The organism is Rossellomorea aquimaris (assembly GCF_001877785.1).
Classification (GTDB): domain Bacteria; phylum Bacillota; class Bacilli; order Bacillales; family Bacillaceae_B; genus Rossellomorea; species Rossellomorea aquimaris_A.
Window position 1 is genome coordinate 34,072 of sequence record NZ_MINN01000072.1, and the last position, 16,978, is coordinate 51,049.

The window sequence follows — 16,978 nt, forward strand, 5'->3', positions numbered from 1 at the left end:
GCTTGTATACAATAAGTCAATAACTTATTTAAAAAAGTGTAAATAGACCGCTTACATCATAAAAATATTGTGTTTTCAAAATAGTTTGTATACAATAGGTGTGAGGTGTTGACATGGATGCATACGAATACATAAAAGGGGCCATCATTGACGGGAAATTCGAACCGGGTATGAGACTGGGAGAGGAATTCCTCGCCAAGGAATTAAACTTGAGCAGGACCCCCATCCGGGAGGCCATCAAACATTTAGAAGCGGACGGTTTGGTCGTTCCTTTAAAACGCGGAGTCGGAGTGAGGAACTTCACCACAGAAGACATCCGTCAGATTTACGACCTGCGTATGATCCTGGAAGGATATGCGGCAAGTCAGGCTGCCATTTACAGGACGGATGACGACATTCGGAAAATGGAAGAAGCGAACATCGTCTATGAAAAAGTCATCAATGAACATGTACAATCGGATATGGACAGCATTAAAGAAATCGTGGCTGTCAATCAACGATTTCACGAAGTCATCATTCAAGCCGCGAACAATGCTCATATCCACTTCCATCTTTCAAAGGTCGTGGTGGTCCCCATCGTATATAGATCATTTTATTGGTACAACGACTACCAGCTTAAGCAATCATTAGAAGTACACAAAACAATTCTGCAGGCAATTCGCAACAAAGAACCGGAGCGCGCCAAAATTGCGATGCATGAACATATCTATCAAGGCCGCGACCATGTGTTGAAGCATTTGGAAGAGATAAAAAATAGTTGATTATGAGGAGGAAGAGAAATGATTGAGATTTGTGAGGTTGGTCCACGGGATGGTCTTCAAAATGAGTGCAAGATGGTTACGACAAAAGCCAAAGTAGAACTGATTAATCGTTTGATCGAAGCTGGTATCACCTACATTGAAGCCGTTTCATTCGTTAATCCGAAAGTCGTTCCTCAAATGGCTGATGCAGAAGAGATTCTCCTTCAGCTCCCGAAAGACAAGGGTGTCAAATATGGAGGCCTCGTCCTCAGCCGCTCGGGTCTCACTCGTGCTCTTCAAACGGATATCGATTATTTACACGTCGTCACCACAACGAGCGACACATTCAACCTTAGAAATGCAAAGCGGACGGTCGATCAGGCCGTTTCCGAATTAAGTCAGGTCATCAAAGAAGGCGTTCAGGCGAACAAAGAGGCCGTCGGTGTCCTCGGCACTGCATTCGGCTGCCCTTTCGAAGGGGAAGTCCCCCTGGATAAAGTACTATTTGCAGCGGATGAATTTATGAAAGCCGGCTGTACATCACTTACCCTCGCCGATACAACTGGAATGGCAAATCCTATCCAGGTACAGACTGTCGTTAATGCCTTCAAAGACCAATTCTGCGAAGACCTGTCATTGGGTCTACACTTTCATAACACGCGCGGACTCGGACTCGCCAATACCCTCGCAGGCTATCAAGCCGGCGTCCGCCTATTCGATTCCTCCATCGCCGGCATGGGAGGCTGCCCATTCGCCCCTAAAGCTGTCGGCAACGTGTGTACGGAAGATATGGTCAATATGTTTCGTGGGATGGATGTTGAAACGAATACCGATCTTGAAAAGCTTCTGGAAACATCAAAATGGCTGGAAGGCATCATGGGACGACCGTTGGATGGGATGTTGATGAAGGCGGGGATTGCTTAAACCAAGGGAACAGATACTCCGGTTTTTAATCAACCAGGGAGGGGTTATCTCGATTGAAAACCGGCCCCCTCCCCTTAGAACAAAAAAGAAAACGGCGTTGACCCACTTAAGGTCAACGCCGTTTTCTTATGCCCCAACACCCGGAAACTCAATCACAAACTCCGTCCCCACCCCTTCCTCACTATCCACACTAATCTTCCCATTAAAGGAATGGATGATTTGATAGCTGACCATCATCCCGAGGCCCGTCCCCTTTTCCTTCAAGGAATAATAAGGGGATCCAAGTCGCTGGACCTGTTTCGGGTTCATGCCGATTCCCTGGTCCTTGACGGTGATCCTGATGTGTCCGTCGGCAGTTTGATGACATGATAGCGACACGGTTCCGCCATCCGGCATGGACTCCACTGCATTTTTCAAAATATTGAGCATGGATTGGTTAAGCTTCTGTGGGTCTGATCTCATCCAGCAGTCATCCTGGATGTCTATTTTAAATTCAACCTGCTGATTCACATTGAAGGTTTGAAGCAGCGCTGCTGTGCGCTCTAATTGTTCACTGACATTGACGGTTTCATAGGTGCTGTTCGAGGGCTTTCCTAAAGCGAGAAAGTCGTGGATGATTTCATTGGCCCGGTCTAATTCTTCAATCGACAGCTTGATGTATTCTTTCTGGTGATGAGGAAGATCGGGTTCATCGAGGAGCTGAAGAAATCCCCTGCTCACCTGCATGGGGTTGCGGATCTCATGGGCAAATACACCTGTGAGCTCACTGATCACCCTGAATCTCTCCGTGTCCTGGACTTCCAGCCTGAGCTGGTGGATCTCACGGATTTTCTCGATCATCACGGTACAGAACCACGTGACGACAATTGTAAATAGCAGATGAATACCCTGTACTTTCAAAACGGGGAGAGAGAATCCATTCAAGCCCGCAGATACCATCATGCCGCAGAGACAGTACAGGAACGATAATCCCGTTGCAATGATAATCCTTCGTTCCCTGTTCACACGTAAAAATAATCGCTGAACGTACAAAATGACAGGAAGCGTAAGGATGAGCACAACGACCGTCGTCACAACCCCGATGCTGATTCCGAAAGTCAGGCGGTATAGAATGATCACGGCTGACAGAAACACGCCGGGCCAAACCCCGAGGTATAACGTTCCGAATAATAGAGGGATAAACCGGATATCGAGCCTTGCCCCTCCGCCGTATTCAACGGGAAAGGACATGCACAATAGGATGGACACTCCCCATAAAAGGGTCATGAACATCTTGATCGACCGGTCCTCTTTCACCTTCTCCAGAATAAACGTAAAGTAACTGAAGATCGGGATAACCATTAATGTAAACTGCAGCAGGAAATCTTTTACTATACTCATCAGGGCACCATTCGCCTTCTGTTCTAGGTATCTTCTATTTTAGCAAAAATTCAGAAAGTATGGGTGATTCGACCTTATTATTTTGAAAAAACCGTGTTACCTGGCACCGTGGCTTACTTTTAAATGAAAAAAGTAGAGTGGGAACCGTCCCCACTCTACCCAGGGTAACGAAAGCCTTTTCCCCTTCAACCTTTGCACTTCCAGTGAATTTTTCTTCACCAAAAGACAGCTCTACCCGAACTTGATAGTCTTTTCCTCTTCTAAAAGCACCCACTTCAACCTCTACATCAACTTCTGCCTTGTCTTCGGAAAGAGAGGTTGTTTTCGCAAACACAGAATGAATGCTGGCATATGTCCGTTTTTTCAAATGAACATCTTTCCAAATACCCGCTGCTACAAGCCGTGGGCCCCAGTCCCAGCCCCAATGGCTTTGATTCTTCCTCGTCCAGATCCGTTCCTTGCTGAATCCTGACCAGTAATTTTGAACCTTCTCATTCACATGCACATCGATGGGATCGAATTTTACAGCAAGGACGTTTTTGCCTTTTTTCAATTCCCTTGTCACTTCAAAGGAATGGCTGATGAACATATTATCCTTTGAACCAAGTTCGACTCCATTCAGGTAAATCGTAGCAAACGTATCGAGCCCCTCAAACAGCAAATCATATCTTTCATCCTTATGTTCTGTTCCGTCGAATTCAAAGGTGGTACGATACCACCAAACCTTTTCCTCTACCCACTGACATTTCAAATCATTTTGGCCATAGAATGGATCGTCGATTAACTTTCGGTCAATCAGGGTGGAATGGACGTCACCAGGAACAGAAGTGGTCATCCAAAAGTAATCAATAAACTCAGGTGCGGCCACCTCCAGTTCACGTGCGTCCCCCACATCGAATTGCTTAATCTTCCAGTTTTTATTAAGCTTCATAGAAACAGAACCTTTCATAATAGAGTCACGACAGAACACAAAACCTTTACTAAGATAAAAGGCCAAAATCATTACCCGATTTTGGCCTTAATATTGGAATTATTTTAAATAAGTTAATGAATCCATGATTTCCTGCAGGCTTAGCTCAGCGCATGCCATTGAAGTATCGGCAACACCGTAATACATTTTTACAACATCGCCTTCAACGACCGCGCCGCATGAGAACACGACATTTCCGAAGAATCCTTCGACTTCATAGTCTGCTTCTGGCTCAAGGATCGGCTTGTCAGAGCGAGCAATGACCTTTGTTGGGTCTTCGAGGTCAAGCAATACAGCACCCATGCAATAGCGGTGGTCCGTCGTTGCGCCATGGTAAAGCTCGAGCCAGCCTTTTTCCGTTTTTAACGGAACAGCTCCGCCACCCATGCGGGCACTATCCCACATACCCTCGCGCAGGCCTAATAAGTATTTGTGATTTCCCCAGTGCAATAGATTAGTAGATTCAGCAATCCACATCTCAGGCTCACCAACACTTCTTGGTACTGGGCGATGAAGGGCATAGTACTTGCCGTTGATTTTCTCAGGGAAGATTAACACGTCCTTGTTTTCTGGCGCGAAAATCATGCCATGGTGCTCAGTTGTGACAAAATCCTTTGTTGAAACCATGGATTCGCCAACACCAACAGGTGATACTGCACTGAAATAAATATAATAAGTATCTTCAATCTTTGTAATCCTTGGGTCTTCAATTCCGAATGTCTCAAGCTCATTTGAAGGGTACACAAAAGGCTTTTCATCAATCGTAAAGTTGTGGCCATCCTTACTGCGGGCAATCCTCAAATACGATAATGAAGTCAGATAAGCGAAACGGTTCGACTCTTCTGCTTTTTGAATCGTCCGCGGATCTGAAAAATTATAAGCAGGATCATTTAAATTGAATTCCAAAATTTCAAGCTCGTTCTTTTCTGGATTGTAAACAGGTGATTTCACAATTTCAGGATTCTCACTGATCGGACGCTCTGCGACACGCAGCAGCATGATGATTTCATCATTAAATGTCGTAATCCCCGCATTGAAAGTGCCAATCACTTCAAAGTCTTCGCGATGCGGTTTTACATCCATCGGTGTCACTACCGGATTCTCTTCATATCTATATACATTCATGTTGTAATCTCCTCAATTCAGTCAGTTTTATTGCTCGTATTGTAAAAATGGATCTGCAATCGTGATTTTTTGCGCTGCGGCATCACTGATTCCTGCATAGATATCAGCTGTGCCGTCCGCTTTCCGGACAATTCCGCCGCTGAACACAACATCGACCAGGTCCGGTCGCTTCGAGGCACCCGGAAGGAAATTGCTTCTCGTTGCAATCAGCTCCATATCTGAAAATACTCCTGTTTCCGGATCAAGCGCGAACACCATCGGATAATAATGGCGGTCTCCGGCTGCATCGAACGAAGCAACGTGGCCAAGTACACCAACCAAGTCATTTACAAGCAGGTGCGGCTCGTTCGCTCCGCCCCATTCTTCATCAATGAACTGATCTTCAAAAATAGGAGCCTCATTGATGACTTCAAGCGTCAATTCCTCCAAGGAAGAGATGCGTGCCCAGCCAATCTTCCCTCTGCCGCCCTTTTCACCCTGCGGTCTTGTCAGCACACCGATGCTGCCATCAGCCAGCTCAACAAGGCGCAGATCCTTCATGCCATCTGGCCCCTTCGCAAACTCTTTTAAACTTGCAATGTTCTTTCCTTTATAAAACACAGTACGCCATCCAAGTGCATTTTCGATTGTCGAATGCGGGAAAATCTGTACGCCGCCGAGGACTAACTCACCAGCAATCCTTGTGTAAAAAGGATCCTGCAATTCAAATACAGGCGCGTTTTCCCGCGGAACCCATTCACCGTTTCTTTGGACGAAGAAATAAACGCTGGAATGCTCGCTGTCACGTGATTCCACGCGTCCGGCAATGACCTGCTCACCCTCATCTTCAAAAGGAGCTGAAATATTATAGACATCCTTATCACCGACACCAGTGAAAACGATTTTCTCCGGATTAACCGGCTGCACTTTTGAAGAAAACTCCTCCAAAAGCTGTCCGCAAGTTTTTACCTTACCTTTTATTAAGACCGTCATTCCCAGCATCCTCCTTTAAAATAATGACTTCATTTGCTGATATCGTTAGTACATCATTGCTTCCAAGCGTTGACCGCTTGTTCGAAATCAGCAGTTCCATGTTTTTCAACTCTAACTCAAGGGATTGCTCTTCCTCAGAAAAGTTCAGAGCAACGAAGGTCCGTTCCCTCTCGTTGCTTCTCATATAAGAAATCATCTTATCCTCACAGCGCAAGAATTCATATTCTCCCGTTTGAAAGGAAGTATGTTCTTTACGCAGCTTCAACATTCTTTTATAGAAAGAAAGCATGGAATCAGGATTGCGCTCCTGGATTTCCACATTTGTATGAACAGCATCCTCAGGCACCGTGATCCAAGGTACTGTTTCGGAAAAGCCAGCATGTGTTCCGGAACTCCATTGCATTGGAGTACGAGATTTATCACGGCATCGTTCGTTTGCGGCAACCAGCGCTACCTCTTCGGATTTACCAGACTTCAAGGCCTCTTCATAGGCGAGGCGCCCCTGGACATCAATCATCTTCGCAATGTCATCTGTCACCCAATCCCTCATGCCAAGCTCATCACCCTGGTAAAGGAACGGCACGCCCTTTGCCGTAAGCATCAGCGCAGCAGCCAGCTTCGCACGCTCCTCATCACCGCCAAATCGTGAAATATGGCGTGACATATCGTGGCTAGAGAAGAACAGAGTAGCAATTTGCTCGGAATCATACGCTTTCTCTGTTTCCACTAATTGCTCGCAAATCTTTTCTGCATCAAACTCGGCAATACTTCCAATGTTGAAATTAAAGGATACATCAAGCTTGTTCCGCCCTGAGTACCGTTTTAATATCTCGATATCCTCAGAACCGACCTCACCAACGAGGAATTTATCCTGATATTGATGAACCACATAGGCAATTTCCTCGATAACGGTTAAGATTCCGTCCTGGTCCTTGTCGTACAAATGGATTTGTTCATTGTTTTCATGGTCAAAAGGATTATCGATAAAGGAATCGTTGATCGTCAGGAAGTTGATGACATCCAGTCTGAACCCATCCACGCCTTTTTCCAGCCAAAACCTCATGACATCATACATCGCATTTTTGACTTCAGGGTTGGCCCAGTTCAAATCCACCTGTTCCTTAGCAAAAGCATGGTAATAATATTGACCGGTTGCCTCATCAAATTCCCATGCCGTTCCGCTGAAAAAAGATTCCCAGTTATTCGGTTCGTCTCTCCATATATACCAATCACGCTTGGGGTGATCCTTGGAGGACCTTGATTCCTTGAACCAAACATGCTCGGAAGACGTGTGGTTCAATACGATATCGACTATGACTTTGATATCTCGCCTATGCGCCTCCGCGATAAAAGCTTCAAAGTCCTCCATCGTCCCATAAACCTCATCAATACAATAATAATCAGCAATGTCATAGCCATTATCAACCTTCGGCGATGGATAAAAGGGAGTGAGCCACAGCCCATCTACCCCGAGCTCCTTGAGATAATCCAGCTTGGAGGTGATTCCCGCAAAATCCCCCAGTCCATCTCCGTTTCCATCCTTGAAACTTGGCATATATATTTCATAGAAAGCTGATTGCTTCCACCATTTAACCATTTGCTTGAACTCCAATCTTTGGTTACTTAAGTGTAAATTGCATTCCCTCTTGGAACTTCTTCGCGAAAAGCAAGAAGATGATGATAATCGGCAATGTCAATAATACGGATGCAGCATACATCGGTCCTGGATAGCCGCCATACGGGCCGAACATTTGTGATAAAAGTACGTTTAACGTAAGCATGTTATCACTCTTCGCAACAAGCATATCCCATAACAGCTCTGTCCATCTTTCCATGAACAAGAACAAGAAGATCACGGTAGTAATCGATTTTGACATTGGCAGTACAATCTTGAACATGATTTGCATTTCGCTTGCACCGTCCAATTTTGCCGCTTCAATGAACGTATCCGGGATTGCCTTGAAGAAGTTCGTGTACATGAACACTGCCCATAAGCTCATCGCCTTTGGCAGGATCATTCCCCAGTAAGAGTCGTACATTCCGACCTTTTGGATAACCAAAAATGTAGGAATTAGCAAGATGATTGCCGGGAAGAACATTTGGAATAAGACCACGTTATTGATCGTATCTCTTCCTTTAAAATGTATCTTCGCTAGCGCATAAGAAACCATTACCGCTGAGACCATCATCAAAATGGTCGAACCAGCTGATACGATAAAGCTGTTAAAGAAGGCATTGATCCACGGGCGAGGGATGACAGATTCTCCGCCGCCAAGCAGCCATTCCCATGACTTCAATGAATATTCAGTCGGGAAGAATTTCTTATCGACCTGACTCCAATCAGCAAAGGAATTCAACACCATATAGATATATGGATAAATCATGATTAACAATAGGACGAGCGCAAACAGGTAACGAAAAACCAATCCTTTTTTCTTAGGTCCAACCATTTCGTTTCCCCCACAGTTCTAAGAGTTTTCGAATGATGTAAATCGCAATAAACGTTACAATCGATGCGATGATGGCAATAGCAGAAGCGTATCCTGCTTGCAGATTGGAGAATGCTTTAGTGAAAATCTCCATCTGCCATGTATTCGTGGCAAAATCCGGCCCACCTCCGGTTAACTGATAAACTTCTGTGAAAATACCAAATGTAACACCAATCGATAAAATCAATACAGTAAACAACGCTGGATAGAGGAGCGGGAACGTAATTTTCCAAAAACGCTGCCAAGGTGTTACTCCATCAATCATCGCTGCTTCATAGACCTCTTGACTGATGCTTCCAAAGCCCGATGTTAAAATCAACGCGTAATAGCCGGTGAATTTCCAGGCAATAATCATGGCTACAACAAAGAGTGCAGAAAACGGTGTTCCAAGCCAGTTAATATCGATATCCAATGTACCTCTAAGGAATTCATTCAGCGGACTGTTGTAAGACAAAATCCCTTTCACGATCAGCGAGGAAACAACTCCCGAAGCCAGGTACGGAAGAAAGAATCCGATTAAAAACAATCCTCTAAATCTTGGAAGCCCTTGAACAACCAATGCCACAATAAGGGAAAAAGCAATAACTAGTGGAACAAACACGCCCATAAATTTAAAGGTTACAAAGAAGGCGCTCTGCACACCCTGACTTTTGAGTGCCTCGGCGTAATTCTCCATTCCGACGAAATTATACGTCGGCGAGATTAAGTTCCAGTCTGTCACAGATAGAAACAGTGACCAGACAAGTGGTATCAGGAAGAAAACAATTGAATATAAAAGATAAGGACTGGCAAAAAGCCAGCCCAACCATCCTTGGTTCTTTTTCATTATTTGAGAGCCCCCTCAATGGCCTCTTGCATATCCTTCCATGCAGCTTTCGGATCTTTTTCTCCTTTTACCACTGGATTGAAAGCTTTCTGGCCAATCAATGTCTGAATCTCATTGTATTTAGAGTTATCCATAGGCGGTATTGCATTTGGAACGGCAGCAGCGTATGGCTGTAATGCCGGGTTGTTTTCAAAGAACGCTTTGAAAGTATCGTTCGTTGTTAAGTCATCACGTGCCGGTGGCAGGTTTGTCTTTTCAAGCCATTTCAAATCATTTTCAGGATTTGAATAGACCCACTTAATGAATTCGCCCGCAGCCTTTTGTTGTTCTTTCGTTGCTGAAGCATACACGACAAGACCCTTTGTATCTGCGAATGTCTTAACGTTTTCTGTATCCATTCCGTCTGGAACTGGAGGCAATGCTAACGCATAGGTTTCATTCAATTTCATTTTTGGGAATTTCTCTTTCCAATAAGAAATTGTCCAAGGGCCAATATCCGTAAAAATTCCCAATCCGCTTTCAAATGGATCTTTAGACTGCCTAGTCATTAAAGCATCTGCTTTTTGCAGCTCATCTACAAATCCAAGAACTTGCTTTCCTGCTTCTTTATCTGCAGTGAAATCAGTTCCCTCTACGAACTTGTTGCCATCAGATGCTGCATTATAGAGCATGAAGAAATCGAACCATCTTTTCCAGCCTGTTGGATCAGCAAGGTCTGGTTTAGCCCAAACATATTTGTCGGGGTGCTTTTCTTTCAATTTCTTCGCAACTTCCAGCATTTCACTATATGTTTTTGGTGGTTCATTAAAGCCAAGTTCCTTCAGGACATCCAATCTCCAGCCAAACAACATCGCATTCGAGTAGATTGGCAATACGTATTGGTGGCCGTCAGCAAACTGCCAGCCTTTCATTGTATCTTCCATATTTCTCTTTTTCTTAATTTCATCCCAGCCTTCTAGTTCATCCAACGGTAAAATCGCTTTACTCTCAGACAGTTGAGCAGCAAAACCACGGTTGATATTCTCTGACATCGTTGGTGCACTGCCGCCAGCAAGAGCTGATTGGATACCAGCTTCAGATGTCGGGCTTTCCTTCATCGGGCTTACGTTCACCTTGATATCCGGATGTTCTTTTGAGAACTCTTCCGCTACTTCCTTCCAATACACTTGCTGTGTTGGGTTTGGAGCCGCCCAGAATTCGATTGTTGTTACGCCGTCTTTCGTGCTTCCATCGCTCTCATTACTACAAGCTGCAAGACCTGAAACAGTCAATGATGTAGCAAGGACTAGAGAAGCCGCTTTTTTGAATTTCATCCGATATTCCCCCAATTATTAGTACGATTTCCTAACTTTATGTTTTCAGTAATGATTCTTGAAAAATGCAAAACTATTAGTCTAGCTTTTCTGAAACGGATGTTTTGATAGCGCTATCATAACTTTACAAAAAAAAGTATAATCAATAGTATCCGGGTTACGTTTTTAGATGATTTACCTCTTACCCCTCATTTCTAAAGATTTTTTAAAATCATTACAAGAAAATATGTAATTAATAAATAATGTAATTAGTAACTTTACAAATACATTATCACACCTTACTTATTATCTGTCAAACGCAAATTAAATTTAATTTTCTGTAAGGTTGACTTTTTCATGTAGTGGTTAATCTTCCAATCCAATCAACCGCCTTACATATAGAGGCGTATTTAACACCTATAATAATTTGAAGAATTACAATGATAAGTATGTTGCTAAAAATAATTTGTAACGTTACAATATAATTACAAAACAAATTACTATTATTCACTTTGATTAAGGAGAAGTTTTATATATGAAGAAAAAAGTAACGATGCAGGATATCGCTGACCGCCTGAATATTTCTAAGAATTCTGTTTCGCAGGCTTTGTCGGGTAAGCCTGGGGTTAGTGAAGAAACAAGGATGTTAATCCAAAAAGCCGCAGATGAGTTAGGGTATAACTATTTGAATAATAGAAACAACCAAAAGCCTAATGAGAAAAAAGGAATCAACATCGCCCTTATTGCCTCTGACTATGCTTTTTCTCTTAAAAGCTTTTTCGGGGAAATTTACCTCAGTGTGGAAAAGGAAATGAGGACACGCGGCTGGAATTTATTAATTGAATCAATCGATCAGGATTCAAAGGACAAGTTAATCCTTCCCTCCCTGCTATCGAATCATCAAATCGATGGGATTTTAATTCTATCTCATATTAGCACCGATTATATTTCAAAGATTATTAATACTGGAATCCCGACTGTGATGATTGACCATCACTCTCCATACCTGCAGGCAGATGCTATTTTGACGAACAATCGCTTTGGCGCCTATAAGGCAGTTGAGCACCTGATTCAATTAGGACATCAAAACATTGCATTCGTAGGAGATATAGAGGTTTCCCCAAGCTACCAGGAGAGACTGGAAGGCTATATGCTTGCCCTGAAAAAACATGGAATAGAACCAAGTCAGCCTCTATTATTTACAGACGCAAAGGAAAACCAGGAAGAAATAAGTGGATTTGTCGATCGACTGTCTTATATGCCGACTGCATGGTTTTGTGTAAACGATGGACACGGGTTCCTTGTCCAGTCCGTACTGCAGCAAAAAGGATTCAACATTCCTCAAGACATATCAATCTGCAGCTTCGACAACGGTCAGTTATCCCAAATCGCCACACCAAAAATTACAACAGTTAATATTGATTTAAATTACTATGGTAAAAAAGCAACCGAACAGTTGAGCTGGAGGCTTAATCATAAGGATGAACCTATCCACGAAATTCTGCTGCCCACCACATTGATCGTTAGAGAATCAACCGCTGTTAATAAGTGAACCACGCGGGCAAAGCAAAATACATTAGTGCTTCTGCTATGTACTCATGGCAGTTCCAAAAGGCATTACATGCAGCAGAGAAAAATGGCTGGACTAAGTTTGTCTCTATGCAGAATCATTTAAACCTCCTCTGCCGGGAAGAGGGAAGGGACATGCTGCCGCTATGCAAGGAAGAAGGTATTGGTGTCACTCCATATACCCCTCTCGCATCAGGGAGATAAACTCGTGATTGGTCAGAAACAACCTACCGTTCTGAAACTGATCAGATTCAAAAATCAAAATATGAAGTGACTGCTGATGCAGACCGCCTGGTTGTAGAGCGGGTTGCAGCAATCGCTGAGGAACGAGACGTTCCTCGCAGCCATGTCGCACTTGCCTGGCTGCTGCAAAAAGATCAAGTAACTGCTCCTATTATCGGTGCAACAAAAATTTCTCACCTCAAAGGTGCTGCAGGTGATTTATCGATTAAGCTGACAACTGAAGAAGTCGCTTACCTTGAAGAACCTTATGTACCCCATTCTGTGGTTGGTGCTTTATAGATATAACTCTAAATCTTTAACGACCCTACTTTTGCTGCAAGTGAATTAAGAAAAAGACTTTCACATTCTCACTACAATAAATAACATCCCTAACATTTTTTATGTTGGGTATGTTGGGGATGTTTTATATACTCCTTGCTTTTAGTAATTACCAATTCTTCAACCTTGGAAGGGCTAAATTCTATTCGCTGGAATCGTTCCCCTCCTCACCCATCTATCCCACCAACACCCCATACACCTTCAAACTCTCAACACGAAAATCCAACTCATTCCCCTTCGCATACTCCGTCTCCAACATCCCAATCCCTCCCCATTTATCATCATCTATCCATGAGCCAAGGGACCTGTCCCCCCGGCTTTCCACCATGCTACACCGTCATCTTCCAGCTGGATGCAACCAGCCAGTTTTCTCTTTCTTTATAATCCGGCACGATTTTTCCAACAAGACGCCAGAAAGAACGGTCATGATTGAGATGCACCATATGACACATTTCATGGACGACTACATAATCGATCACTTCCCGGGGAGCCATAGCCAGCTTCCAGTTGAATGTCAGCTGCCTTTTCGCATTACAGGTTCCCCATGTTTTGGTGCTGTCTGTAATTCGGAAGCTATGCGGCTTTGTTTTAAAATGATGCTGGTGTGAAGAAATACTTTTCTCTACTAACGCTTTACACTGTTGATAATAAAAACGTTTTAAAGCCTGTTTGATTCGTTCATCCTGCAGTTGTTTAACATAGACATGGATTGTCGTTTCATCAAACAGGACATGATCCTGCGGGTTGGATGGATCGTGATGGACTTCTATAGGAAAGACCTTACCTAAATACAGAAACTGCTCACCCTGAACATAGACCTTTTCCTGGGGCCCATTCAGACGGTCCTTCCTTTCTTTCGAATTCCTCAGAATCACATCCCATTTATCCTCTACGAATTGAATGATCGACTCGTCCGGCGTGCCTTTCGGGGCATGCACCTCGACATTTCCATAACCATCAAGATAAATACCGATGGATTTTCGATTTTTGTACTTAATATCAAAATGTATCGTCTCACCTGAAAAAGTATGATTCATGATTTATCCCCTGTATCTGATCGTTAATCCTTTTAAGAAATTCCTGGCATATCGGTCTCCACAAATTTGGTAATTCTTGTGGCCTTCTCTCCGTAAAATGGCACTCATTTCGCCTTTGGTGACCTTCACACCCGCATCTTCCAGGATGTCGATCATATCTTCACTTGTCAAAGAGAGCGCAATTTTCACTTTCTTGAGAAGAAGATTATTTACGTGTTCATACGTTATTGCCGGCCGTTCAGGCTGTCCCGGTTTAGGCTCCTGTTTGCCTCTTTTAAATGTAATGAATCCATTTAAGAAAGACTCGAACATTTCATCATCACATGGTATATGATCTTCCTGTAGATCATCCTCTTCCACTGATTTGGTCAGGACCTTCATCACCTCATCTTTAGAAAAATCCATGCCGCCAAGCTTGAAAATCTCTACCATCTCTGTATTTTTTATATCCAAAGCATATCGTAAACGAATCAATATATCGTTGTTATCAATATTCATGGGTTGACCTCCTGTTCATGATCTTGACACTGAATCACTAGCTTACCACTTTAGAGGCTTTGTTACATAGTATTAATTGGAGGGAAATCGAAATATACAATTCTGGTTTGGTACAAGAAACGACTTTGATGTATTTGTTTACATAATATTATTATATTAAGCTCATTATCGTTCACTGGGGACGGTCTTGTATTTCGAAAGCAAGAGAACCGTCCCCATGCTGCAATATACTAAAAGGGCTTAGAGAATCATTCCTCTAAGCCCTTTTAGTATAGTTATTGAAACTCCACCTGAATACTGACAATTTCAGACCGCGTCCCAATCCGTATCGGCGGTCCCCAAAAGCCGAAACCGGATGTGACGATGGAGTGCATTTGTTCCTTTTGCAGATGTCCCCAATCATTTTCGTAAATGGCATTCGTGAACAGGCTGCCTGGAAAGATCTGCCCGCGATGGGTATGGCCGGACACCATCAAGTCGATGCCTTCCTGCTGGGCGGTCTCAAGACCATATGGCTGATGATCCATTAAGATGGTTGGTTTTTCATCATCCACTCCATCCATCAGTGAATCCAAAGGTAATCGTCCGTCGTCGATTCGGTCTTTGCGGCCGACCAATGTGAATTGTCCTTGGACATCTGCTGTCTCGTCATACATGACGGTGATTCCACCGCGCTCCAACGCTTCGATCAATTCCTTCATTGTGCCCTCATGACGGTCATGGTTGCCAAGTGAGGCATAGACCCCGAGTGGTGCTTTCAACTCTGATAATACCTCATCAATGTTCTGGTCGAGGAATGGCTGCACATCATCATCGAAAAGATCGCCAGGCAGGAGCACGATATCCGGATTGAGGGCATTGGCTTTTTTCACAAATCGCTCCGCATGATCTTTCCCTGACAGCAGGCCAAAATGCATATCCGCTGCCATCACAATATGTAGTTTTTCAAGTGAAGAAGAGCCTTTATCAATCTGGATTTCATAGTCGCGGACCACTGGGCTGAAGGCGTTATAGCTGCCATAAACCATAAAGAAGATCAGAAGACCGAGAGTAATGAAGCCTGCCCACTTCTGCGTCCCATGCCGCGGCAGCCGGGTGAGCCGCAGAAGGATGACCGTTAGATGGGCAAGCGGAACCAGCAGCAGGAGCAAGTAAAAGCACGCCATCCAGTAAGCTCCTATGATGTTGATGAAAGTGAGTCCTGTCATACGCCCGACAATAAATGAACTGGCTGCCATTATGACGATCACGCTATAGAGAATCTTGAAACGTCTGCTTGATGACTCCGGGCGCAGCCAATGCAGCCCCCGCCAGCCGATATAGTAGACAAGGCCACCGTAAAGCAGCAGTGTAATGAGCATTACAACAATCAACATAAGTATTCTTCATGCTCCTCTAATTTTTTATTTTGACCACTTCCCTTTTTATCGTACCAAAGTACTCCCGAAAGCACTACGATCAGCTCTCTATGCTATGCTGCTTGCAGGACTATTCAGTTGAATGGATTCAAAAGACGGCTTTTGCTTTTACCCTACTTTATGCGGCAAATCAGACAATCCAGAAAAACTTTTATGATTAAGAGGTTCATTTTTTTGTAAAAAGAGAAAAGTAGAGAGGGAACCTTCCCCATCTACTTTTGTTGTGTTGCTTTTCGCATTTTTGTTGCCATTATACTTGTTTACCTTTTAAAAGTTGAACAATTTCCTTCGCTTTATCCAGATGAATCCCTTCGATCAGACTATGATTTTTTCGCACAGCTGTACCAAAATGATAATATCCTGTAATTACTGTTGAATGAACAGAACAAATATTGCTTGCATTTAATCCACTTCCAACCAAAATTGAAACATGCTCGCAAACTGTTTTCATTTCCTGTATGGTTCGCAAGCGATCGGAAAATTCACCATTTCCGCCAGAAGTTAAAATCGTTGTGATTTCTTTGTATTGAGCCAATGTTTTTGCCGTCTGAACGGGATTGTTTGTAGAATCAATTGCCCGATGAAATGTAACTTCCAACCCGCTGCATTCGGTCAATAACTCTTCAAGCATAGGTTGGTTGACTTCATGATTCTCATTCAGCACTCCCAGTACTACACCATTTGCACCTAATGAACGGATGATGTTTATATCATTTTTCATTATTAAATTGTCGTCATAAGAGTAACAAAATGATTGACTATGCGGTCTTACCATCACATTGACCGGAATGCTTACACGGTTAACTGCTGCTTCGATTAAGGAGTGACTTGGAGTTAAACCGCCCTCTGTTAAAGCGGATACCAGCTCAATCCGATCTGCCCCGGATTGTTCAATTAATAAAGCATCTTCTAATGTTGTCGCAATATATTCTATGTACATCGTATCAACCTTTCTTATGCTGCTTTCTTCACTTCTTTAGGTTGATTGGGGACGGTTCTCATCCTACCTAAAAAGCAGAGGGGAAATCGCCCCCGCTATGTCCTGCCTTTTCGTATTATAAGGTTGACCAGAATTCTAGATATTTCTGGTTGACCTTTTTTTATATGGTCTTATTATAACAGTAGCCAGGGTAGAACGTCCCTGCCCATGGGACTTAGATCCCGTCAGTTAAACCGT

15 protein-coding genes and 1 pseudogene are annotated in these 16,978 nt (G+C 43.5%); 4 read left to right on the forward strand and 12 right to left on the reverse strand.

From position 1 onward, the window contains the following. Positions 1-113 precede the first annotated feature (113 nt). The gene (locus BHE18_RS03525) at positions 114-761 is read left to right on the forward strand and encodes a GntR family transcriptional regulator (RefSeq protein WP_071617261.1); all 648 of its coding nucleotides are present in this window, start codon (positions 114-116) and stop codon (positions 759-761) included. 18 nt (positions 762-779) lie between these two features. Further along, a complete protein-coding gene (locus tag BHE18_RS03530; RefSeq protein WP_071617262.1) occupies positions 780-1,664 on the forward strand; it encodes a hydroxymethylglutaryl-CoA lyase in 885 nt (294 codons plus the stop codon). Between the two features lie 126 nt (positions 1,665-1,790). Here BHE18_RS03530 and BHE18_RS03535 read toward each other — a convergent pair whose 3' ends face one another. From BHE18_RS03535 to BHE18_RS03570, 8 genes are all read right to left on the reverse strand, one after another. Further along, positions 1,791-3,044, reverse strand: a complete 1,254-nt coding sequence (locus BHE18_RS03535) for an ATP-binding protein (RefSeq protein ID WP_071617263.1) — start codon at positions 3,042-3,044, stop codon at positions 1,791-1,793. Between the two features lie 34 nt (positions 3,045-3,078). Next, a complete protein-coding gene (locus BHE18_RS03540) occupies positions 3,079-3,975 on the reverse strand; it encodes a glycosyl hydrolase 2 galactose-binding domain-containing protein (RefSeq protein WP_071617264.1) in 897 nt (298 codons plus the stop codon). A 99-nt stretch (positions 3,976-4,074) separates the two neighbouring features. After that, positions 4,075-5,139: a BtaManbiosPhlase gene (locus BHE18_RS03545; RefSeq protein WP_071617265.1), complete on the reverse strand. Its 1,065-nt coding sequence runs from the start codon at positions 5,137-5,139 to the stop codon at positions 4,075-4,077. 27 nt (positions 5,140-5,166) lie between these two features. Beyond that, a complete protein-coding gene (locus BHE18_RS03550; RefSeq protein WP_141771805.1) occupies positions 5,167-6,111 on the reverse strand; it encodes an MTP-1 family protein in 945 nt (314 codons plus the stop codon). After that, positions 6,089-7,708: an alpha-glucosidase gene (locus BHE18_RS03555; RefSeq protein WP_071617267.1), complete on the reverse strand. Its 1,620-nt coding sequence runs from the start codon at positions 7,706-7,708 to the stop codon at positions 6,089-6,091. The genes BHE18_RS03550 and BHE18_RS03555 overlap by 23 nt, the downstream gene beginning before the upstream one ends. 22 nt (positions 7,709-7,730) lie before the next feature. After that, positions 7,731-8,561: a carbohydrate ABC transporter permease gene (locus BHE18_RS03560; RefSeq protein WP_071617268.1), complete on the reverse strand. Its 831-nt coding sequence runs from the start codon at positions 8,559-8,561 to the stop codon at positions 7,731-7,733. Beyond that, positions 8,548-9,426, reverse strand: a complete 879-nt coding sequence (locus BHE18_RS03565) for a carbohydrate ABC transporter permease (RefSeq protein ID WP_071617269.1) — start codon at positions 9,424-9,426, stop codon at positions 8,548-8,550. Before BHE18_RS03565 ends, BHE18_RS03560 begins: the two co-directional genes overlap by 14 nt. Next, positions 9,426-10,739, reverse strand: a complete 1,314-nt coding sequence (locus BHE18_RS03570; RefSeq protein WP_071617270.1) for an extracellular solute-binding protein — start codon at positions 10,737-10,739, stop codon at positions 9,426-9,428. The genes BHE18_RS03565 and BHE18_RS03570 overlap by 1 nt, the downstream gene beginning before the upstream one ends. A gap of 514 nt (positions 10,740-11,253) precedes the next feature. Here BHE18_RS03570 and BHE18_RS03575 point away from each other — a divergent pair. Both BHE18_RS03575 and BHE18_RS03580 read left to right on the forward strand, forming a co-directional pair. Further along, positions 11,254-12,270 carry a LacI family DNA-binding transcriptional regulator gene (locus BHE18_RS03575; protein WP_071617271.1) on the forward strand — a complete coding sequence of 339 codons (1,017 nt, stop codon included), beginning with the start codon at positions 11,254-11,256 and terminating at the stop codon, positions 12,268-12,270. 5 nt (positions 12,271-12,275) lie between these two features. Continuing rightward, positions 12,276-12,809, forward strand: a pseudogene (locus BHE18_RS03580) (aldo/keto reductase); the annotation flags it as partial. Between the two features lie 368 nt (positions 12,810-13,177). On the opposite strand, the gene BHE18_RS03585 reads toward BHE18_RS03580, so the two are convergent. The 4 genes from BHE18_RS03585 to BHE18_RS03600 form a co-directional block, all read right to left on the reverse strand. Beyond that, positions 13,178-13,885, reverse strand: a complete 708-nt coding sequence (locus BHE18_RS03585) for a M48 family metallopeptidase (protein ID WP_071617272.1) — start codon at positions 13,883-13,885, stop codon at positions 13,178-13,180. Positions 13,886-13,888: 3 nt separating this feature from the next. Further along, the gene (locus BHE18_RS03590) at positions 13,889-14,377 is read right to left on the reverse strand and encodes a DUF1456 family protein (RefSeq protein ID WP_071617279.1); all 489 of its coding nucleotides are present in this window, start codon (positions 14,375-14,377) and stop codon (positions 13,889-13,891) included. Between the two features lie 281 nt (positions 14,378-14,658). Beyond that, on the reverse strand, positions 14,659-15,759 hold the full coding sequence (locus BHE18_RS03595) for a metallophosphoesterase (protein ID WP_071617273.1): 1,101 nt from the start codon (positions 15,757-15,759) through the stop codon (positions 14,659-14,661). 292 nt (positions 15,760-16,051) lie between these two features. Next, complete coding sequence (locus tag BHE18_RS03600) at positions 16,052-16,741, reverse strand: copper homeostasis protein CutC (protein ID WP_071617274.1); 690 nt, start codon at positions 16,739-16,741, stop codon at positions 16,052-16,054. Between the last annotated feature and the right edge of the window lie 237 nt (positions 16,742-16,978).